Source organism: Derxia gummosa DSM 723 (assembly GCF_000482785.1).
Classification (GTDB): Bacteria; Pseudomonadota; Gammaproteobacteria; order Burkholderiales; family Burkholderiaceae_E; genus Derxia; species Derxia gummosa.
In genome coordinates this window covers 879,326-899,924 of the sequence record NZ_AXWS01000008.1, presented here as the reverse complement: position 1 = coordinate 899,924, position 20,599 = coordinate 879,326, and the positions used below count along the sequence as shown (strand labels likewise).

At 71.7% G+C, this 20,599-nt stretch carries 13 protein-coding genes; 7 read left to right on the top strand and 6 right to left on the bottom strand.

Annotated features, from left to right (window positions below):
• Positions 1-44: 44 nt before the first annotated feature.
• Positions 45-704, bottom strand: coding sequence for a carbonic anhydrase (locus tag H566_RS0110050; protein WP_028311348.1), 660 nt, complete (start codon positions 702-704; stop codon positions 45-47).
• A 209-nt stretch (positions 705-913) separates the two neighbouring features.
• On the opposite strand from H566_RS0110050, the gene H566_RS0110045 reads away from it, so the two are divergent.
• Positions 914-1,336, top strand: a complete 423-nt coding sequence (locus H566_RS0110045) for a VOC family protein (protein WP_028311347.1) — start codon at positions 914-916, stop codon at positions 1,334-1,336.
• A gap of 225 nt (positions 1,337-1,561) precedes the next feature.
• Here the strand turns inward: H566_RS0110045 and H566_RS24160 are convergent, their stop codons facing one another.
• The 4 genes from H566_RS24160 to H566_RS0110020 all read right to left on the bottom strand — a co-directional run bounded on the left by H566_RS24160 (position 1,562) and on the right by H566_RS0110020 (position 13,961).
• Complete coding sequence (locus H566_RS24160; RefSeq protein ID WP_034411029.1) at positions 1,562-7,498, bottom strand: toxin TcdB middle/N-terminal domain-containing protein; 5,937 nt, start codon at positions 7,496-7,498, stop codon at positions 1,562-1,564.
• A 10-nt stretch (positions 7,499-7,508) separates the two neighbouring features.
• A complete protein-coding gene (locus H566_RS24155; RefSeq protein ID WP_051378493.1) occupies positions 7,509-10,841 on the bottom strand; it encodes a Tc toxin subunit A-related protein in 3,333 nt (1,110 codons plus the stop codon).
• A gap of 341 nt (positions 10,842-11,182) precedes the next feature.
• Positions 11,183-13,354, bottom strand: a complete 2,172-nt coding sequence (locus H566_RS0110025) for a malate synthase G (protein ID WP_028311346.1) — start codon at positions 13,352-13,354, stop codon at positions 11,183-11,185.
• Between the two features lie 202 nt (positions 13,355-13,556).
• Positions 13,557-13,961 (bottom strand): heme-binding protein, encoded by a 405-nt coding sequence (locus H566_RS0110020; RefSeq protein ID WP_028311345.1) that lies wholly within the window; start codon positions 13,959-13,961, stop codon positions 13,557-13,559.
• A 112-nt stretch (positions 13,962-14,073) separates the two neighbouring features.
• Here H566_RS0110020 and H566_RS0110015 point away from each other — a divergent pair, with 112 nt between their 5' ends.
• Positions 14,074-14,982, top strand: coding sequence for a LysR family transcriptional regulator (locus tag H566_RS0110015; protein WP_028311344.1), 909 nt, complete (start codon positions 14,074-14,076; stop codon positions 14,980-14,982).
• 36 nt (positions 14,983-15,018) lie between these two features.
• Here H566_RS0110015 and H566_RS27420 read toward each other — a convergent pair whose 3' ends face one another.
• Complete coding sequence (locus H566_RS27420; RefSeq protein WP_051378491.1) at positions 15,019-15,495, bottom strand: hypothetical protein; 477 nt, start codon at positions 15,493-15,495, stop codon at positions 15,019-15,021.
• A gap of 231 nt (positions 15,496-15,726) precedes the next feature.
• On the opposite strand from H566_RS27420, the gene ligA reads away from it, so the two are divergent.
• The 5 genes from ligA to H566_RS0109985 all read left to right on the top strand — a co-directional run bounded on the left by ligA (position 15,727) and on the right by H566_RS0109985 (position 20,518).
• Positions 15,727-17,997 carry an NAD-dependent DNA ligase LigA gene (ligA, locus tag H566_RS24145; RefSeq protein WP_425387928.1) on the top strand — a complete coding sequence of 757 codons (2,271 nt, stop codon included), beginning with the start codon at positions 15,727-15,729 and terminating at the stop codon, positions 17,995-17,997.
• 34 nt (positions 17,998-18,031) lie between these two features.
• Positions 18,032-18,565 carry a peptide deformylase gene (def, locus tag H566_RS0110000; protein WP_028311343.1) on the top strand — a complete coding sequence of 178 codons (534 nt, stop codon included), beginning with the start codon at positions 18,032-18,034 and terminating at the stop codon, positions 18,563-18,565.
• Between the two features lie 85 nt (positions 18,566-18,650).
• On the top strand, positions 18,651-18,974 hold the full coding sequence (locus H566_RS0109995) for a hypothetical protein (protein WP_028311342.1): 324 nt from the start codon (positions 18,651-18,653) through the stop codon (positions 18,972-18,974).
• A 52-nt stretch (positions 18,975-19,026) separates the two neighbouring features.
• Positions 19,027-20,016 (top strand): alpha/beta hydrolase, encoded by a 990-nt coding sequence (locus H566_RS0109990; protein WP_051378488.1) that lies wholly within the window; start codon positions 19,027-19,029, stop codon positions 20,014-20,016.
• Between the two features lie 61 nt (positions 20,017-20,077).
• Positions 20,078-20,518, top strand: a complete 441-nt coding sequence (locus H566_RS0109985) for a GNAT family N-acetyltransferase (RefSeq protein WP_028311340.1) — start codon at positions 20,078-20,080, stop codon at positions 20,516-20,518.
• The last annotated feature ends 81 nt before the right edge of the window (positions 20,519-20,599 follow it).

Sequence of the window (20,599 nt, the reverse complement as noted above, 5' to 3'; positions counted from 1 at the left end):
GGGCTCCCTTGTTGTTCTGCGTGAAAGCGCTTGCAGGCGCCGGGTCAGTTGCAGCCGCAATGCAGGTCGGCGAACGGCCCGGTGCCGCTGTGGTCGGCGCGCGAGGCGGGCACGAACTGCCCCTCATGCACGTCGAACACATGCACCTCGCCGTCCTCGATCACGTAATGCCAGCCGTGCAGCGTCAGTTCGCCGGCCTCGACGCGGCGGCGGACCATCGGATAGTCCATGAGCCGCTCGAGCTGGAGCACGACCGCGCGCTGCTCGGTGCGGCGCAGCGCCTCGGGGCCGGGGCGCACCGGCAGCGCGGCCTCGCGCGCGAGGTCGAGCCAGCGGCCGAGGTTTTCGGCTTCGGCGGGCGTCTCGTCGTAGAGGGCGCGCATCGCGCCGCAATGGCTGTGGCCGCAGACGACGATGCGGCTCACCTTGAGCACGAGCACCGCGTACTCGATCGCGGCGGCGGTGCCGTGATGGCCGCGGGTACCGTCATGCGGCGGCACGAGCGCGCCCACGTTGCGCACCAGAAACAGCTCGCCCGGCCCGGCGCCCGTCAGCAGATGCGGCACCACGCGCGAATCGGAGCAGCCGATGAACAGCGTGGTCGGATGCTGGCCGCCGTCCACCAGTTCGCGGAACTGCTCGCGGTACTGCGGAAAGGCGTGGTCGTGGAAGCGCCGCAGGCGCTGGAGGAGTTCGTCGGGCATGGCGGGCCGTGTTGATTGCACGTGCGCGGAGTCTGGGGCGTCGAGGCGGGCGGTGGCGGTGCGCGGCGCGTGGGGTTGATGCAGCGCAGTGCCCGCGTGCAAGCGGGCCAGGCTCGTCGCCGACTGCCCGGTTACGCCTTGCGATGAAGCAACGCCGACAGGCGCGCGAGACTGCGCGTCATCCGTCAACCGACTTCCGCGAGGCCGGCATGCAAGCCCGAATCACTCTCCTGACGCTCGGCGTCGATGACCTCGAACGCGCGGTCGCCTTCTACCGCGACGGCCTCGGCTGGCCGACCGAGGGCATCGTCGGCACGCAGTTCGAACATGGCGCGGTCGCGTTCTTCGACCTGCAACCGGGGCTGAAGCTGGCGCTGTGGCCGCGCGCGAGCATCGCGGCCGACACGGGCCTGCCGCTCACGCCGGGCTGCGCGACGGCGTTCACGCTGGCGCAGAACGTCGGCTCGCCGGCCGAGGTCGATGCGCTGCTCGCCGCCGCGCGGGATGCGGGCGCGACGCTGGTCAAGCCCGGGCAGCCGACCTTCTACGGCGGGCATGCGGGCTACTTCCAGGATCCGGACGGGCATCTGTGGGAGATCGCGTTCAACCCGGCGTTTGCTGCGGGCGGCTAGCCCGGCCGCGCTCTCAGCCGCGCAGCCGCCCAAGGGTCGCCAGCAGCGCCACATCGCTCTCGCAGCGGGTGGCACGGATGGCAAAGCCACGATCGGCGTCGGTCTGGACCGGCAGGCGCACGGCGGTTCCTGCGGGCGTGGGAATTCGGGCCTTGCTCGCGGGAAGACCGAGCGGAATTCCTTGGAGCGCAGGAACGGCGACGCCCGGCCCGCCGCCGTCCTCCCTCAGAAGTCCTGCTTCACAAAATCAAACGGCCCCAGATTCACCTGATGCGTCCTCACGTACTCCTGGATGTCATCCCAGAAGGCCGAGGCCGCCGCCGCGCTCAGGTCCACCAGCACGGTCTGCGTCACGACCGAGCCAAAGAACCCGCCCGCCGGCGCGATCAGATGCGGCGCGACCGCCCCGGCCACCTTGCCGCCGATGCCCGCGCCCACCTTGGCCGCCGCGTCGCCGAAGGAGGTGACCGGCGCCTGTTCCAGCCCGCCGCCGGCCATGCTCGGCGGCAGCGCCTGGCTCGCCGGCCCTTGCGCGGGCGGTGCCTGCGGTTCCAGCGCCTTGCTCACCGATTCGCGCACCGACTCCTTGGGCGCCTGGATGCCGCTCAGCGCGCCGAGCGCCGCGCCGATGGCGGCGCCGACGATCGCGCCGACCAGCACCTTCTCCATCACGTCCTTGAAGCCGTTGTTCTTCCCGCCCGCGAAGCCCGACGCAAAGCCCATCGCCGCGCCGTTGATGGCGCCGCTCACGCCGCCCGCCACGGCCCCGGCGCCGACGCCCGCGCTCATGCCGAGCCCGCCCGCGACGCCCACGCCCGCGAAGGCCGCGCCGAACGCCGCCCAGCCGCCGACCGCGCCGCCCACCAGCGCGCCGAGCACGATGTCGCCGGCGTCGCCACCCGCGCGCGCCGCCGCGATGCCGCCGATGAGCCCGCCCGCCGCGATGCCGACCATCGTCGCCGCGAACACCGCGCCCCACGTCACCGACAAGCCGCCCACCGTCAGCGCCGCCATGCCCGGCGCCGCGATGCCGAAGGTGAAGACGCTCACCACCACGGCGATCGCGATGATCGCGATGGTCGCCACCACCGCCGCGAAGATCTTCCAGAAGCTGCGTCCGCTCGGGTCCACATAGCTGGTCGGGTTGCAGCGGCAGTAGGCGTAGGCGTTCCAGGCGAGCGGGTCGGCCGCGTCGGTCACGAGCGGATCGGGTGACAGGAAGCGTCCGTGGCGCGGGCTGTACCAGCGCGCGCCGAGCAGCACCAGCCCGGCGCCGAGCGCCTCGCCGGTCGCGAAGCCGCCGGGCACGACGGCCGGCCCGCTGCGCGCGATCACCTCGCCCCAGGGGCCGTAGTCGAGCCGCAGCTGCACCGCGCCGGCGGCGTCGGTCACGAGCACGAGCGAGCCGAGATGGTCCACATGCAGCCATTGCCGCTGGCCCGCGCGCTCGCGCGCGACCGTGCGCTGGCCGTCGGAAAACTGGAGCACCGGCGTGCCGTCCTCGACGCGCAGCAGCGGGTCGGGGCTCCACACGTCGCTCGTCATCGCGCCGCCGGCGTCGAAGCGCCTGCGCCGCGCGAGCCGGCCGGCGTGGTCGTACACGTATTCCTCGTGTCCGCCGGCGGCGAGGTCGATGCGGCGCAGCCGGCCCTCGGCGTCGTGGCTGTGCGTGCCCCAGGGCGCGGAGGCGACGTTGCCGCGATCGTCGTAGCCGAAGTGGTCGGGGCCGGCGCTGGCGAGGCAGTTGGCCGGCACGCCCGCGCCGCCGTAGGCATAGGCGCCGAGCGCCGAGTTCTGCGCGAGGTTGCCGGCGGCGTCGTAGGCGTAGGTGGTGGTGCCGCCGGCGCCGGTGGCCTCGACGAGGCGGTAGAGGTCGTCGTAGCGATAGGTCCAGGCCAGCGCCGCGTCGGCCGAGGTGAGCGCGGTGACGTTGCCGACCTTGTCGTGCTCGTAGCCGAGTTCGCGCAGCACGCCGCCGGGGCCGGCGAGCTTGCTGTGCGTGCGCCAGCCGGTGAGGGCGTCGTGGGCGTCGTCCTGCGTGGTGCCGTTGGCGAGGCGCAGTTGCGAGCGCCGGCCCGTCAGGTCGTACTCGATCGCGTCGATCACGCCGTCGAGCGCGGCGAGCCGGCCGAAGCCGTCGTAGCGGTAGCGCGCGACCGTGCCGCCGGGGTAGGTGACGCTGTCGATGAGGTCGTCGGCGCGGTGGCTGATGGCGAGCACGAGCGTCGCCTGGCCGTCGGCCGAGAGCGTGCGGCGCGCGAGCCGGCCGCGCGCGTCGTAGTCGAGCACGAGGCTGCCGCTCTCGTCGTCGATGCGCACGAGGCGCCCGCCGGCCGTGTGCGTGCCGGCGTCGGCGGGGGGCGGCGCGCCGGCGTCATGCCACTGGTAGCGCGCGACCGGCGCCGAGTCGGCCGTGCCGTGGCGCACTTCCAGCGGCCGGTTGGCGAGGTCGAAGCGGCGGCGCACGGTGCTCGCGCCGCTGCGGGTCTCGACGTTGTTGCCGCTCGCGTCCCACACCGCCACCTGATGCGACTCGGGCCGCTCGACCGCGAGCAGATGGCCGAGCAGGTCGTAGCTGAAGCGCGTCGCGAAGCCGGCGGCGTCGATGTGCTCGATGCGCCGGCCCTTGAGGTCGTAACGGTCGGTCGAGGCGAGCGTGTCGGCGCCGAGGCGCTGCTCGATGCGCTCGACGCGGCCGGCGGCGTCGAGCAGGCGGCGGGTGATGGTGCCGGCATGCGGCGCGTCGGCGCCGGCGCGGCTGTCTTCCTCGTCGGCCTCCTCGATCACGCCGGGCAGGTAGCGCGCGGTGCTGACGGCGCCGTCGGGCCGCACGGTGCGTGTTGGCCGGCCGAGCGCGTCGTAATGGATGGCGGTGTGCGGCTCGGCGGCGACCGGTGCCACATGCACCGCGCCGGCCGGCGCCGGGCCGTGGCTGCGCACGACGAGGCCGCGCGCGCCATAGACGTTGCGCGTCTCGCTGATGGCGCCCGCACCGTCGCCGAGGCGGCGTTCGAGCAGGCGGCCGGCGCCGTCGATGAACTCGCGCTCGATGCGCGGCGCCGTGCCGTCGGCGGTGCGCTTCGTGACGGTCACGCTCAGCGGCAGCGTGCTGGCGTCATAGCTCCAGGCGAGAGTCGGCTCGGCCTCGCTGTCGCCGGGCAGCACCTTGGCCACCAGCCGCGCGAGCGCGTCGAAGCGCGCGGTCGAGCGTTCGCCCGACGGCTCGACGAGCGCGACCGGCTGGCTCACGCGCGCGTCGTATTCGGCGCGCAGTTCGTTGCCGGCCATGTCGCGCACGCGTACCGGCCAGCTGCCGCTCGGGTCGAAGTCGATCTCGGTCACGCCGCCGCGCGGACCGGTCGTGCGGCCCTTGACGATGCCGCCCTCGATCGCGCGGTCGTAGCGTCCCAGCTCGATCCACCAGCCATCGGTGCCCGCGCGCCGCGTGTAGCCGAGCGCCGCGAAGTCGGGCAGGGCGGCGCCGTACACCGCCGCCGCCTGCGCGTCGGTGATCGCGAGCGCCGAGCGCGCCGTCACCAGCCCTTCGGCGCCGACCTTGCCCGCGGGCTGGTGGTCATACTCGACGCGCGTCTCGGCGATGACGACGCCCTTGCCGTCGGTCTGCCGCGCCCGCGCGAGCCGCTGGCGGAAGCGCCCGACGGGATCGGCCGCGTACTCGGTGTAGGTGCGCAGCTCGCTCTCGGGCTTGGTCGCGTTGCCGCGATAGCTGCGCTCGCGCGCCTTGGTCACGTTGCCGTCGGCATCCCAGGCGAGCTGCTCGCTGACGATGCGGCTGAACGCGGTGTTCGCGCCCTCGAAACTGCTGCGCACCGTCGAGCGCAGGCGCGGCACGACCGTGCCTTCGACCGCGCCGTCGGCCACCTCCCAGCGCTGTTCCAGCCGGTCGAGCAGCTTGCCGTGGTCGTCGCGCCGGTCCTGGCGGCGCAGCCGGCCCCGGATGGCGCGCAGGCGGCGGCGTTCGTCGGTGGTGGCGGGTTCGCTGCCGTCGATGTTGGCGCCGTGGTGGAACCAGCGCTGGGTGTGCAGCGTCGCGACCGAGTCGTCGCCGGCGTCTTCCTGCTCCACGCGGCCGAAGCCGCAGACCTCGCGCAGCACGCCGTCGTAGCGGCCGTCGTGGTAGCGCAGGCGCGTGGTCTCGGTGGCGCCGCCCACGTCCGTGACCTCGATCTCGCCGACGACCGGGATCACCACCGGCAGCCGCGTCGCCCAGGGCTTGCCGAGCACGCGGTCGCGCGCGGCCTCGATCGCGGAGTTGGACCAGCGGATCTCGGTGTGCCGGCCGCAGCCGTTGTCGATGCTTTCCAGCAGGCCGCAGCGCGCGCCGCCGAGGGGCGCGAGCGCATACCAGCGCGCCCGGCCCGAGGTGGTGGGCGCGCTCCAGCACAGCGCCGGCGTGCCGTCGCCGCGCAGGTCGGCGATGCGCAGCTCGCCCATCGCGCCGGTGGGCACATGGGCGATCTCGCGCGGCGGCTCGAAGCCGGCGCCTGCGCGGTTGGGCCACCAGCGCACCACGCCGTCGGCGAGCTGGATGAGTTCGGCGCAGCCGTCGCCGTCGAGGTCGGCGAGGTAAAGGCGGCTGGCGTCGGTGTCGAAGGGCAGGGCGGGGGCGTCGGCCATGCGCACCGCGTCGCCGAACACGCCGTGGCCGAGGTGGGGCCAGTACGTCACGCCACGTCCGTCGGCGCGCACCAGGTCGGGCGAGCCGTCGCCGGTCATGTCGGCGCAGAAGACGTGCGGGTCGGCGAGGTTGACCGGCGGGCCGTCGGGTGTGGCGGGCACGACCGTGGGCCGGCGCTGCCAGCCGCCGCCATTCGCGCCGCCGTCGCCGTTGCCGGCGCGCGTGGCGAGCATGAGCGCGCGGCCGTTGCTCCAGAGCAGGTCGGCCGCGCCGTCGCCGTCGAAGTCGGCAAGCCGGCAGTCGGGCGACATGAGGGCGAGCGAGGGCGCGTCGTCCCAGTCGACCGGGCGGGCGAAGCCGTCGGCCGTGCGCGGCTGGTAGCCGCGCAGCGGTTCGTCCACGCGCACGACGTCGGCGCGGCCGTCGCCGTCCAGATCGACGAGCGCGGCGCGCGCCATCGGCGACGCGAGCTGGGGCACGAGGCCGGCGGCGCGCGGCCGGTCCCAGCGCCCGCCGAGGTTGGGCCAGACGCGCGCCGTGCCGCCCGCGCTGATCTCGATGAGGTCGGGCAGGCCGGTGCCGCTCCAGTCCACGAGTTCGACCCGGCCGCGCCCGTCGAGGCCGGGTGGCAGCGCGCCGTCATCGACCGCGCCGATGCGGTCGAGCGCGGGCGCCTTGGGCTGGGTGTAGCCGAAGCTCAGCGGCGGCGCGGCGAGGCTTTCGCCGTCGGCGTCGAAGCCCGCGAGCGCGACGGACGCGAGCCAGGACGCGCCGTTCGGCTCGCCGCGCGCATAGCCGAGCGACCAGCGCCGCAGCAGGCTCGCGTCGGCGCCGTCGAGGTGCAGCTCGATGGCCGAGCAGCGTTCGTCCGTGCGCAGCAGGAAGCCGCCGCGCCCCCAGCTCAGCGGATCGGGCCGCGCCTCGTACACGAAGGCGAGATGCCAGAGGCTCCAGCTCACGCGGTCGAGATAGCGCTGGGCGCCGGCCGCGCGCCAGTCGAAGCGCGCGACGTTGCCGAGGTTGTCCTCGATCGCATGCAGCAGCCAGGCCCAGGTGCCGCCGCCGAGGCCGGGGATGCGGCTGTCGTCGGTGGTGCCGAGCTCGAAGCGCATGCCCGCGCGGTCGGTCACGCGAAAGCCGTCGCCGAGCGCCTCGATGCGCCAGTCGCCCGTGTCCACCTCGGGGCGCAGGCCGCCGTCGGGCAAGCGCAGCAGCGGGCCGGAGCCTTCGAGGATGAGGGTGTCGCTCGCGTCGTAGCGCGGCCGGCCGAGCATGGTGCTGCGCAGGAGGCGCGGCAGCGCCAGCGTCCAGCCGAGGCCGAAGGGGCCGTTGCCCGCGCCGGAGTCGTAGCGCAGCGCGAGCTTGGGGCCGATGTCGTTGGGGCCGTTGGGCACGTCGAGCGGGATGCCGAAGGTGCCCGTGCCCGTCGAGAGGTCGGGCGAGAAGGTCTCGCCCAGACCGCCGAGGCGACCGCCGCCGGGCAGCGACGGGGCCTGGCTCGCGAAGCCGGAGTCGATCGCCATGGCGGTCTCCTCAGGCGCGCGGCGTGAAGGTGTAGGACAGCACGAGCGCGATGTTCTCGATCGCGTCGAGGTCGAGCTTGCCGTTCTTTACCCAGTCGGGGTTGTCGGCCTTGGGCAGCTCGATGCGGTAGTTGCCGAGCGCCGTGCCGTTGCCCGCCGCGAGCGCCGCGAGGTCGGCCACGGCCACGCTGCCGTCGGCGGCCGTGGTGACGGCCACCGGATCCTTGCCCGGCGCGCCGACCTTGAGCTTGATGCCGCCCGCGCGGGCGAGCGGCGTGGTCACGACGACGAGGCTCAGTTCGGCCAGCTTGGGCTCGGTCTCGGTCGCGGCAAAGTCGTTGCGGTCGAGACTGAAGGCCAGCACGCCGGAGCCCTGAAACGCGAAGAAGGCATCCGGGAACACCCAGCGCAACGGGAAGGGCCGCGTGCGCTGGTTGGCCTGCGGGCGCGCGGCGAGTTCGGCCAGCACCGTGTCGCGCAGCATCGGGTCGAAGCGCGCCTCGTAGGTGAAGGTGAGGCGCACGTCCACGAGCGCCTGGTAGTCGATGGCATTCACGGCCTTGGGCAGCTCCAGCGTCCAGGACGACGCGAGGCCCGCGCCCTCGAACACCCGCCGGCGGCGCCGGTCGCTGTCGATCACGATCGCATCGGCGCGCGGGTCGTAGTCAGAGATGACGAGCGTCTCGCGCGACTGAACGCGGGTCTTGATGCCGGTGCTGTTCTCCGGCCAGGGCATGGGCATGCGGTAGCGCGACAGCCCGGCGTTGGTGAGCGTGCCGCTGATGCCGCGCGCCGGCACGATGCCGTCCACCGCGATTTCCACATGCTCGATGCGCCCGGCATAGCTGCCCGGATAGACCGAGTCGAAGTCATCGAGGTCGGTCTGAAACTCCATGCGGCCGGTGGCGCGCAGCTGCGTCTCGAACAGGAAGGGATAGCGCTGGGCCAGCGAGATGGTCTGGCGCACCGGCTGCGACTTGGCCGTCACGCTCGTGATGAGGTCGTAGCCGAAGGACTGCACGTCGGCCATGAGCGAGTCGGCGGCGAGCATGCCGTGCACCGCGTTGGCGGCGTAGTCGGCCTTGATGACGGCGCGCTGCACATCGTTCTCGAAGTTGTAGGCGCGCTGCATGCGCTTGGCCACGTCGAGCGCCATGCCGAGGTAGCGGCCCGAGATCTGGCCCATGCGGTCGCCGAGGGCGTGCCACACGTCGGGCGTGAAGCGCTGGTCGTCGAAGGCGGCGAGCAGTTCCTGCGCGCCCGCGACGCGCACATCGGCCGCATGCACGCCGGCCTGGGCGGCGGCGGCGCGTGCCTGGGCCACGCCGAGTTCGGCGGCGGCTTGCGCGGCGGCGGTGTCGAGCTGGGCCGCCTCGCGGTTCATGCGGTCGATCTCGTACTGGTTCTGCAGGCGCGCGGCGGTGAGCTGCTCGGCCGCCGCGAGCGTGCCCCGGTCGCCCGAGATCTTGTAGCCGCCCTGGATCATGCGGTCGGCCAGCGCGTTGAGCTGGCTCGCCTTGCCGTCCTCGCCGCCGCTCAGTTGCGCCGACAGCGCCTGGTGCATCGACCAGGCGGCCGACTTGGCGGCGTATTCCCCGGCGAGGTCGCGGGCATCGGCGGCGCGCTGCTGCGCGAGCTGGCGCGCGATCTGGTACACGCCCACCTCCTGCTGCGCCGCGTTGAGCTGGGCCGCCGCCGCGTCGCGCTCGGCCTTGGACTGCGCGATGTTCTGCGTGAGTTGCAGGCGGGTGAGTTCGCCGGCGTCGGCCTTCTCCCAGAAGGTCATCGCGTCGCGCTCGGCGCTGATGGCGAGCTGGCAGAAGTTGATTGCGACCGATTGCAGGTAGTCGAAGGTCCAGATCGGCACGTTCTGGGCCCAGTGACCCCAGAAGTCGAGGCCGCCGGCGATCTTGGCGAGCTGGGCCTGAATGTCGAACATCACGGCGGCGATGGTCGGGCCGGCGGTGATCTTGTCGGGCGTGCCGAAGTTGGCGATGACGTTGCGCGCGGCGTCCGCCCCCGGCGTGAGGCCGATGAGGGTGTAGAGCGGCGCGTCGGGCGCGCTGCCGTCGGTCTTGAGCACTTTCTCGTAGATGGGCAGGGCGGCCGGCGCATCGTCGTCGCGGAACAGGGCGTTGCCCCAGTCGAGATAGAGCGTGGCGAGGCGCGACCACAGATAGGGCGCCTCGATCGCGGCGTTGAGATAGGCGTAGCCGGCGGCACGCAGATACCACTCCTCGGCCACGGCCCAGGCGCCCATCGCGTGGAAGCATTCGGCAAGGCCCAGCGGCGTCTCGTAGTACCAGGCGTGAGCGAGGCCGGCGGCGACATCGGCGGCGTGGCTCGGGCGGATGAGCACGTCGGGCAGCACGGTGAGCGCGCGACGGGCGTCGTACACGTTGGCGAGCAGGTCATCGACGGCGATGGCGTCGCCGGCGTTCCAGACCAGCTTCTTCACGTCGTCTCCCACTCTCACGCTGTAGCTGCGGCGGGCGACGGTGATCTGCGGCGGGATCTGGACCGGTGTCGGGTCGGAGAACACGCTCGGCGCGATCTTGGCGAGGCTGAGCAGCCGCGCGCCGCTGATCGTCGGCGGCGCGACGACGGCGCTGGCGGCGAGCGCATTGCTGCCGACCGTGAGCGGCTGGAGCGGCGTGCTGCCGACCATGCGGCCGACGGGCGTGGCGACGGCCGCGCCTCCCGTGGCGTCGGCCGCGAGAGCGACGGGTGCCGTCGCGTCGAGCGCGGCGGCCGGCAGGCCCGCGGCGGCGGTGGCCGCGATCGGGGCGATCGGGGTGGCGCGCAGCGCCGGCGTCGCTGCCGACTCGATGCCCTTCACCACCTCCGGCGCGGTCTGCATCGCGCGGTCGTGAAAGAAGCGCGCCGACGCCTCGTTGCCGCGCGCCATGAGCTGGTCGGCCATCTCCAGGTCGGCGGCGGCGCCCATGCCCTTCGCGTCGATGTTGTCGGCCATGAGGCCAAGCACGGGCGTGTCGGCGAGCGCGACGGTCTCGCGCGGACGGGCGCCGGCGGCGGGCTGCTCGACCGGCAGCAGGTTCATCCACTCGGCGCTCGACGAGGCCAGGGCGCGGCGCAGGTCCACGCTCCAGGCGAGTCTTTCATCGAGGTCGAGCGTCGGCTGGATCTGCGACCACAGGATCTGGCGCGCGCGCTGGTAGGTGTCGACGGCGTCCTGGTAGCGGCGCGCGCGGTAGGCGCCGCCCGCGTCGATGAGCATCTGCTCGACGATCGACAGCGTGCGGTTGGCTTCGTTGACGGTGGTGATGACGGGCCGGAAGCGACGGAACGAGTACGCAAGCTCGGCATGGATGACACTGGACATGGATCACTCCCCGATCGGTGCCCGGGCAGGCACCGCTGCAGACGGCGGGACCGGAGGTCGTCCCGCAAGGCGGTTCGAGCGGCATGCACGATGCGCACGAAACGTGACGTGCTTCTCGGATGCCGTTGTTTGTCTGCTTGATGAGAAGCGGGGCTGAGTCTCTGCCTCGCATGCCGCCCTGCCAACCCGAGGGCAATTTGCTCCGGCTGAACCTGACTGGCGCCCGCCGACAGGCGTGGCGGGCGCCGCCTGAAAGCACGACGCCCCGGCCGGTTTCCCGGTCGAGGCGTCGTCGTTTCGGCATGCCGGCGGTGCCGAAGCCCGCCGGCGGCGATGCGGCCTTACGCCGCCTTCACCTTCAGGCGCCAGGCGTGCAGCAGCGGCTCGGTGTAGCCGCTCGGCTGTTCCTTGCCCTTGAACACGAGGTCGAGCGCCGCCTGGAAGGCCGCGCCGTCGGGGTTGCCGACGAGGCTCTTGTAGGCCGGATCACCGGCGTTCTGCTGGTCCACCTTGGCGGCCATGCGCGCGAAGGTCTCGCGCACCTGGGCTTCCGTCACCACGCCGTGGTGCAGCCAGTTGCAGATGTGCTGGCTCGAGATGCGCAGCGTCGCGCGGTCTTCCATAAGACCCACGTCGTTGATGTCGGGCACCTTCGAGCAGCCGACGCCCTGGTCGACCCAGCGCACCACGTAGCCGAGGATGCCCTGGGCGTTGTTGTCGAGTTCCTGCTGCTTCTCGGCGTCGCTCCAGTTGGCTTCGGCGGCGACCGGCACCGTCAGCAGGCCGGCGAGCAGGCTGTCGCGCTCGGCGTTGGCGTCGATCTTCTCCATCTCCTGCTGGATCGCCTGCACGTCCACCTGGTGGTAGTGCAGCGCATGCAGCGTCGCGGCCGTGGGCGAGGGCACCCAGGCGGTGTTCGCGCCCGACTTCGGATGCGCGATCTTCTGCTGGAGCATCGCGGCCATCAGGTCGGGCATGGCCCACATGCCCTTGCCGATCTGCGCCTTGCCGCGCAGACCGCAGGCCAGGCCCACGAGCACGTTGTTGCGCTCGTAGCTCGTGATCCAGGCGCTGGTCTTCATGTCGCCCTTGCGGATCATCGGGCCGGCCTGCATGGCGGTGTGCATCTCGTCGCCGGTGCGGTCGAGGAAGCCGGTGTTGATGAAGGCCACGCGGCTCGCGGCTGCGGCGATGCAGGCCTTGAGGTTGACCGAGGTGCGGCGCTCCTCGTCCATGATGCCGAGCTTGACGGTGCCGTTCGGCAGGCCGAGCAGGGCTTCGACGCGATCGAAGATCTCGGTGGCGAAGGCCACTTCGACCGGGCCGTGCATCTTGGGCTTGACGATGTAGACCGAGCCGGTGCGCGAGTTGCCCTTGCGCTTGAAGTCATGCAGGGCGATGGCCGTGGTGACGACCGCGTCCATGATGCCTTCCGGAATTTCCTTGCCGTCGCCCCAGAGGATGGCCGGGTTGGTCATCAGGTGGCCGACATTGCGCAGGAACAGGAGCGAGCGGCCGTGCAGCACCACTTCGCCGCCGTTGGCGCCGGTGTACTTGCGGTCGGCATTGAGCGTGCGCTTGAAGGTCTTGCCGCCCTTGCTCACTTCTTCGACGAGCGTGCCCTGCACGATGCCGAGCCAGTTGCCGTAGCCGACCACCTTGTCTTCGGCGTCGACGGCCGCGACCGAGTCTTCCAGGTCGAGGATGGTCGAGATCGCGGCTTCGAGCACCACGTCCGACACGCCGGCCGCGTCGCTGCTGCCGATGGCGGTCGAGCGGTCGATGATGATGTCGATGTGCAGGCCGTTGTGCTTGAGCAGCACCGACTTGGGCGCGGCCGCGTCGCCGGTGTAGCCGACGAACAGCGACGGCGTGGCGAGGCCGGTCTTGTCGCCGCTCTTGAGCGTCACGACGAGCGCGCCGCCTTCGACGGCATAGCCGGTCGCGTCCTTGTGCGAGCCGCTGACGAGCGGCACCGAGCTGTCGAGGAAGTTGCGCGCGAACTCGATGACCTTGGCGCCGCGCACCGGGTTGTAGCCGCCGGCGCGGGTCGCGCCGTCGTCTTCGGGCAGGGCGTCGGTGCCGTAGAGCGCGTCGTACAGCGAGCCCCAGCGCGCGTTCGCGGCGTTGAGCGCGTAGCGGGCGTTGAGGATGGGCACGACGAGCTGCGGGCCAGCCTGCTCGCGCAGTTCGGAATCGACGTTGGCGGTCGTGGCCGTGACCGATTCCGGCTGGGGCACGAGGTAGCCGATCTTTTCGAGGAAGGCGCGGTAGCCGGCGGCATCCTTGACCGGACCCGGATTGGCGCGGTGCCAGTTGTCGAGTTCGGTTTGCAGGCGGTCGCGCTCGGCCAGCAGGGCGGCGTTCTTGGGCGCGAAGTCGCTGACGATGCTGCTGAAGCCCTTCCAGAAGGCGTCGGCGTCGATGCCGGTGCCGGGCAGGACCTGGCTGTTCACGAAGTCGTACAGCACGCTGGCCACTTGCAGGCCGTGCGCATTGATGCGTTCGGTCATTTCTCTCTCCTCGATGCGGGGTTCGACGGTTGCGGGCGCGTGGCCCGCACGGATGGTTGGGTAATCGTCGCGGCGCACCGGCTTCTGCGTGGCCGGCGTCGCGCGCGGGAGCCCCGGAGGGCGGTCTCGACCGGGCGGGCAGGGTGGCGGCGCTTTCTTGCAGCCGCCTTGCCGGTCGGTCCGCCCGAGGGGCGATGCGCGATCAGCCGAGGGCGGCGATGCCCGCCTTGGCGATCTGCGCGTCCTGGTCGCTCTTCACGCCCGACACGCCGACGGCGCCGACGGTCTGGCCATCGACCACGACCGGCACGCCGCCTTCGAGCATGCCTTGCAGCACGGGCGCCGACAGGAAGGAAACGCGGCCGCCGTTGATCATGTCCTCGTACACCTTGCTTTCGCGCCGGCCGAGGGCGGCGGTGCGCGCCTTCTCCTGGCAGATGTAGGCGCTGAGCGCGGCGGCATTGTCGAGCCGGACGAGGCCGAGCAGATGGCCGCCGTCATCGACAACGGCGATGGACACGGCCCAGTTGTTGGCGATGGCCTCGGCGCGGGCGGCGGCGAGGATGGCATCGACGTCGGAGACAGTGAGGACGGCTTTGGTTTGCATGAATCACTCCTTGTGGGAGCCGCGACTCTAACCGCATCGGAAGATTGGCAATAGTCCGCGCCTGGCACTGGATAATTGACTTTTCAGTCATGAATCACGCGGGCAGACGCGCATGGACAGACTCAAGCAGTTGCAGACCTTCGTCGCGGTGGCCAATCGCGGGACGCTCGCCGCGGCCGCCGCCGCCGAGGGCGTGGTGCCGGCGGTGATCGGGCGTCGGCTCGATGCGCTGGAGGCGCGGCTCGGCGTGCGGCTGTTCCAGCGCACGACGCGGCGGCTGTCGCTCACGGCCGAGGGCGGGGCATTTCTGGAAGACGTGCAGCGGGTGCTCGGCGAGCTGGAGGCGATCGAGGGCGCGGCGAGCGCGGGCGGAGGGCGCATCGACGGCCATCTGCGGGTGACGGCGCCGGCCGGCTTCGGGCGCAAGCATGTGGCGCCGTGGGTGCCGGGATTCGTGCAGGCCCATCCGGGACTGAGCTTCGCGCTCGACCTGACCGACCGCATCGTCGATCTGGTGCATGACGGTTACGACTGCGGCATCCGCATCGGCGATCTGCCGGATTCGTCGCTGGTGAGCTTCCGGCTCGCCGAGAACCGGCGGCTGGTGGTGGCGGCGCCTGACTACCTCGCGCGGCGCGGCACGCCGGCCACGCCGGACGATCTCAGGCATCACGACTGCCTCGGGCTGAGCGGACCGGGCGGCGTGCGGCCCTGGCTGTTCGCGGGCGGGCGCGGCGGCACGCGGGCGGTGAAGGTGCCGAGCGTGCTTGATTGCTCGGATGCCTCGGCCATCACCGACTGGGCGCGTGCCGGTCACGGGCTGGCGTGGCGCAGCCTGTGGGAGGTGGAGGACGACCTTGGGACCGGCGCGCTGGTCGCGGTGCTGACCGAGTTCGCGGCGCCGGCCAATGGCATCTACGCCGTGGTGCCGCAGCGCAAGCACCTGCCCGCGCGGGTGCGGGCCTGGGTGGACTGGTTGCGGCAGTCGTATGCGAGCGACGGACGATTGCTCGCGGCCTAAGCGGCGGCGACCCGCGCGCGATGGCCGCCATGCAGCTCAGGTCGGCTGCGAGAGCGCGTCGTGCGTCAGCGCGAGATCGAATTCGGGCGCCGACGTGACCGCGAACGCGAGCATCCCGATCAGCGCCGCAAACAGCACGGTGCAGGCGACATGATGCTGGCGGCTCAGGCTGGCGAACTCGCGCGGCTGGCCGGTCTCGATCGCGGTCGAGCGGCGGCCGGCGAGACGGTGGGTCTGGGCATGGCTCAGCAGCGCGAGCAGGCCGAGGCCGAAGCGCGGGTCGAGCAGACTGTCTGGCCCGCTCACGGGCAGCAGCAGCGCGCCGCTGATGGCCGCGGCCAGGACGATCGGACTGGCCACCGTGGCCTCGGTACAGCGGCAGTTGCCGGCCAGCATCAGCGCCTGAGCGGGGCGGTTGCCATGGCTGGACAGCTCGCAGAGCACGCCCGTGAGGAGGCAGCCGAGTGCGGCGCCCAGGGCAGCGATGTGGATGACGAAAAGTGCGGAATTCATCGGGACAACGAAGGGATGCGAACGCAAAGGCGAAGCGCGTGAGGCTAGGCCAGGGTGGATGTCGGTTTGATGAGCGGGAGCAAGTTTCATGTCATGAAGTCCCCTCTGTTCATCAAGGATTCCCCCGGATGCGGTAGTGCCAGCCTCGTGGCACGCCCGCCAAGCGCCGGTTCGGCGCCACCCGCGCCCGGATAAACTCGCCGCCCGATGAGCCCAGCCATTCCCATGCCCATGCCCGCCGCCGAGCGCGCCGCGCAACTGCGCGCGCAACTGCTCGCCCTCGACGCCGCCTATTACGAGCGCGCCGAACTCCTCGCCACCGACGCCGAGTACGACGCGTTGTTCCGCGAACTCCAGGCACTTGAAGCCGACCATCCCGATCTCGTCACGGCCGATTCGCCCACGCAGCGCGTGAGCGGCCGGGCCGCCGGCGGTTTCGAGCCCGTCGTGCATCGCGTGCCGATGCTGTCGATCCGCACCGAGACCGAGCACGGCCCGGCCGGCGCGCTCGCCTTCGATGCGCGCGTGCGGCGCGAACTCGGCCTCGGCGACGACGATCCGCCGGTCGGGTACGCCGCCGAGCTCAAGTTCGACGGCCTCGCCATCAACCTGCGCTATGAGCACGGCCGCCTGACCTGCGCCGCCACGCGCGGCGACGGCATGACCGGCGACAACGTCACGGCCAACATTCGCACGATCAAGGCGATTCCGCAGCAGCTGAAGGGCGCCGCGCCCGAGGTGCTGGAAGTGCGCGGCGAGGTGTTCATGCGGCATGACGACTTCGCGCGGCTGAACGAGAAGCAGGCCGAGCAGGGACTGAAGAACTTTGTCAATCCGCGCAACGCGGCGGCCGGCGCGCTGCGCCAGCTCGACCCGGCCATCACGGCGCAGCGCACGCTGAGCTTCTTCGCCTACGGTCTGGGCGAGGTGGCGGGCTGGGACGAGCCGGCCACCCACGCCGGCATGCTGGACGCGCTCGCCGCCTTCGGTCTGCCGGTGAGCGAGGACCGCACCGTCGCGCGCGGCGGCGAGGAACTGATCGCCTACTACGAAGGCATCGCGGCGAAGCGCGCGACGCTGCCGTTCGACATCGACGGCGTGGTCTACAAGGTGAACAGCCGAGCGCTGCGGCGCGACATGGGCTTCGTCTCGCGCGAGCCGCGCTGGGCCGTGGCGCACAAGTACCCGCCGCAGGAGCAGACGACGACGGTGGAGGGCATCGACATCCAGGTCGGCCGGACGGGCGCGCTCACGCCGGTGGCACGGCTGGCACCGGTGTTCGTCGGCGGCGTGACGGTCGCCAACGTGACGCTGCACAACGAGGACGAGATCCGCCGCAAGGACGTGCGCGTGGGCGATGTGGTGATCGTGCGGCGCGCGGGTGACGTGATCCCCGAGATCGTCGGCGTGCTGGCCGACCGCCGCGCGTCCGACCTGCCGCAGTACGTCATGCCCACTCACTGCCCGGTGTGCGGCTCGGCCGCCTATCGCGGCGAGGACGAGGCGGTGCTGCGCTGCACCGGCGGGCTGGTGTGCCCGGCGCAGCGGAAGCAGGCGCTGCTGCATTTCGCGCAGCGCCGCGCGCTCGACATCGAGGGCCTGGGCGAGAAGGTGGTCGATCAGCTCGTGGACGCGGCCATCGTCCGCACGCCGGCCGATCTCTACAACCTCGGGCTGCTCAACCTCGTCGAGCTGGAGCGCATGGGCGAGAAGAGCGCGCAGAACCTGCTCGACGCGATCGCGAAGTCGAAGCAGACGACGCTGGCGCGCTTCATCTTCGGGCTCGGCATCCGACAGGTGGGCGAGCAGACGGCCAAGGATCTGGCGCGGCATTTCGGCTCGCTCGACGCGCTGATCGCGGCGGCCGAGCAGGACGATGCCGAGGCCAAGGCCCAGGGCGTGGGCCTCGTGGGCGGCGCGGGCGAGACGGCGGCGGAGGCGATTGCCGAGACGTCGGTTCAGGAGGTGTTACAGCCTAAGCTCGAATTTGAGGCCGAGGCGCCGCAGCCCAAGCCGGAAAAACGCGCGCGAGTGAAAGCCCCCGTGCTGTTCCCGCGCCTGACCTCCGTGAAGGACGTCGGCCCGATCGTCGCGGAGTCGATCGCGCATTTCTTCGCCGAGGAGCACAACCGCACCGCGATCGAGATGCTCCGCGCCAACGGCGTGACCTGGGACGAATCCGCGCCCGGCGCCGGTCCGCGCGGCACTGCGCTCGCGGGCAAGACCTTCGTGCTCACCGGCACGCTGCCCACGCTCACGCGCGAGGACGCCAAGGAGCGCATCGAGGCCGCCGGCGGCAAGGTCAGCGGCTCGGTGTCCAAGAAGACGCACTACGTCGTGGCCGGCGCCGAGGCGGGCAGCAAGCTCGTCAAGGCCACCGAGCTGGGCCTGAACGTGCTTGACGAGGACGGCTTGCTTGCGCTGCTGGCGGGCGAGGGCGGTGATGATTCGCCACCCACCGCCGGAAGCGATGCCGCCGCCCCGTCCGCCGACGCGAGCTAGCCCGTCCACCCACCGGTCCCCCAAGGAGCCCACCGTGATCCGAGAACTCCTGCGCATGGGCGATCCGCGTCTGCTGCGCATCGCCCGCCCGGTCGAGGCCTTCGACACGCCCGAGCTGCGCGAGCTGCTCGCCGACATGCGCGACACCATGGCCGCCGCCAACGGCGTCGGCCTCGCCGCGCCGCAGATCGGCGCCGATCTGCGCGTCGTCATCTTCGGCACCGGCGAGGTCAACGATCGCTATCCCGACCAGGCCGTCGTGCCGCGTACCGTGCTCATCAACCCCGTCATCACCTTTCTCACCGACGAGACGGAGGAGGGCTGGGAAGGCTGCCTGAGCGTGCCCGGCATGCGCGGCGTGGTGCCGCGCCGCACCCGCCTGCGCTACACCGGCTTCGACGAGCTGGGCCGGCCGATCGACCGCATCGCCGAGGGCTTTCACGCGCGCGTCGTGCAGCACGAATGCGACCACCTCGACGGTGTGCTCTACCCGATGCGCATCACCGACTTCACCCGTTTCGGCTTCGCCGACGTGCTGTTTCCGGGTGTTCTCCAAGCAGACGACTGAACCATGTCCGCCTACGCTCGTCCCACGTTGCGCGATGCAGGCGCGCCAACCCCGGCAGCGCCGCCTTCGCGCGGAGGGCAGATCCGTGAACCGCTTCGATCCGGAACTCTGGCTCGGCCGGCTGACGCTGGCCGTGGTGCTCTTCCTGCTCGGCGGCCTGCTGGTGCAGGCGGTGCTGGGCGTGATCTGGGGCGAGGCAAACATGGTGGTGAGCCGCTCGGCAATGGCGCTGCTGCCGGGCGAATCGCGCGCCTGGTCGCTGGCCAAGATCGGGCTGATCCTTGGCCTGCTCGGGCTGTGGTGGCAGAAGGAGCGGGTGCCCAACGCGGTCTGGCTGGTGCGGGTGTCGATCGCCACGATGATCTGCGGCACGGTGAGCTGCGTGGGCATGGTGCTGACGCGCGCCTGACCTGGCGCGGCTCGCGCGCGGCGGGCGGGCAGGGCGGCGCGGAGCACGCGCGATGAATCGCCACGTCTTCCACGCCGACCTCGGCGCCACCGGCCATCTCGATCCGCAGGTAGCCGAGGTGCTGCGCATGGTCGAGCGCGCGCGCCACACGCCCTACGACGAACTCGGCGCGGTCAAGGCGCGCGCCGCCTACGAGCGTTCCGCGCGCATCCTGGATATCGCGCCGCTACCGGTGCACGCGGTCGAGACGCTCGCGCTGACGCGCCGAGATGGCGGCGAGATCGGCGTGCGGCTCTACTGGCCGGGCGAGCCGGACTGGACCGCGCCGCTGCCACTGCTGGTCTTCCTTCATGGCGGCGGCTTTACCGTCGGTTCCGCCGCGACGCATGACCGCATCGTGCGGCGGCTTTGCACCGGCGCCGGCTGTGCCGTGGCCTCGGTCGAATACCGGCTGGCGCCCGAGCATCCGTTTCCGGCCGCCTTCGAGGACGCCTGGGATGCGCTGGCGCATTTCGCGGCGGAGGCCGGGCGTTACGGCATCGACCCGGCGCGCATTGCCATCGGCGGCGATTCGGCCGGCGGCACGCTGTCGGCCGCCTGCGCGATCGCCGCGCGCGATGCCGGCCTGCCGCTCGCGCTGCAACTGCTGATCTATCCGGGCACCGATTCGCATCAGGACACCGAATCGCATCTGCGTCTGGCCGACGGCTTCCTGCTCACCCGCAAGACCATCCTCTGGTTCTTCGGCCACTACCTCACGGGCGAGTCCGCGCGCACCGACTGGCGCTTCGCGCCGTTGTGCGCGCCGTCACTTGGAGGCGTGGCTCCCGCCTGGGTGTGCGTGGCCGAGTTCGATCCGCTGGTGGACGAGGGCGTCGCCTATGCGCGCCGGCTCCAGGCCGCCGGCGTGCCGACCGAACTGCGCTTCTACGCCGGCATGGTCCACAACTTCTTCGCGATGGGCGGCTACGTGGCGGCGGCGAAGCTGGCGCACGAGCATGCCGTCGCAGCGCTGAAGCAAGCCTTCGAAGGCGAAGGCTGAAGCCGCTACCTGTTACAACCTAAGCTGCAAAATTCTTCTCCAGACCCATACACAAGCCGCCATGACCACGCCCACGATCGAACTCGGCCCCTGGCAAAAGCTGCGTGCCGACGCACTGGCCATCCGCTACCGCGTATTCGTCGACGAACAGGGCGTGCCTGCCCACATGGAACTGGACAAGATGGACGCGCTTTGTCTACATGCACTGGCGCGCGATGCCGAGGGCAGGGCACTTGCCACCGCCCGCCTGCTCCCTCCGGTGGACGGGGTCGGCACCATCGGCCGCATGGCAGTCGAAGCCGACCAGCGCGGGCAGGGCACAGGCCGGGCGGTGTTGCTGGCGATGATCGAGGCGGCTCGGGCGCGCGGCGATCACGCAGTCGAACTGCATGCCCAGATCACGGCACGCGGCTTCTACGAACGCGCGGGCTTCAGTGTCCAGGGCGACGAATACGACGAAGCCGGCCTGCCCCACATCACGATGCGGCGCGTGCTGGACTGAACCCGCGCGACGGCAGCTCACCTTCTCCGGTCCCATGCAGGGGGCTGACCGCCAACGCGGCCTCCTCGCTTGGGTGATCGA

Coding starts and splice junctions, on each gene's coding strand:
- H566_RS27420 (WP_051378491.1), bottom strand. CDS start 15,495: ATGAATTCCGCACTTTTCGTCATCCACATCGCTGCCCTGGGCGCCGCA.
- ligA (WP_425387928.1), top strand. CDS start 15,727: ATGCCCGCCGCCGAGCGCGCCGCGCAACTGCGCGCGCAACTGCTCGCC.
- H566_RS0109985 (WP_028311340.1), top strand. CDS start 20,078: ATGACCACGCCCACGATCGAACTCGGCCCCTGGCAAAAGCTGCGTGCC.
- H566_RS0110020 (WP_028311345.1), bottom strand. CDS start 13,961: ATGCAAACCAAAGCCGTCCTCACTGTCTCCGACGTCGATGCCATCCTC.
- H566_RS0109990 (WP_051378488.1), top strand. CDS start 19,027: ATGAATCGCCACGTCTTCCACGCCGACCTCGGCGCCACCGGCCATCTC.
- H566_RS0110015 (WP_028311344.1), top strand. CDS start 14,074: ATGGACAGACTCAAGCAGTTGCAGACCTTCGTCGCGGTGGCCAATCGC.
- H566_RS24155 (WP_051378493.1), bottom strand. CDS start 10,841: ATGTCCAGTGTCATCCATGCCGAGCTTGCGTACTCGTTCCGTCGCTTC.
- H566_RS0110025 (WP_028311346.1), bottom strand. CDS start 13,354: ATGACCGAACGCATCAATGCGCACGGCCTGCAAGTGGCCAGCGTGCTG.
- H566_RS0110050 (WP_028311348.1), bottom strand. CDS start 704: ATGCCCGACGAACTCCTCCAGCGCCTGCGGCGCTTCCACGACCACGCC.
- H566_RS0110045 (WP_028311347.1), top strand. CDS start 914: ATGCAAGCCCGAATCACTCTCCTGACGCTCGGCGTCGATGACCTCGAA.
- H566_RS24160 (WP_034411029.1), bottom strand. CDS start 7,498: ATGGCGATCGACTCCGGCTTCGCGAGCCAGGCCCCGTCGCTGCCCGGC.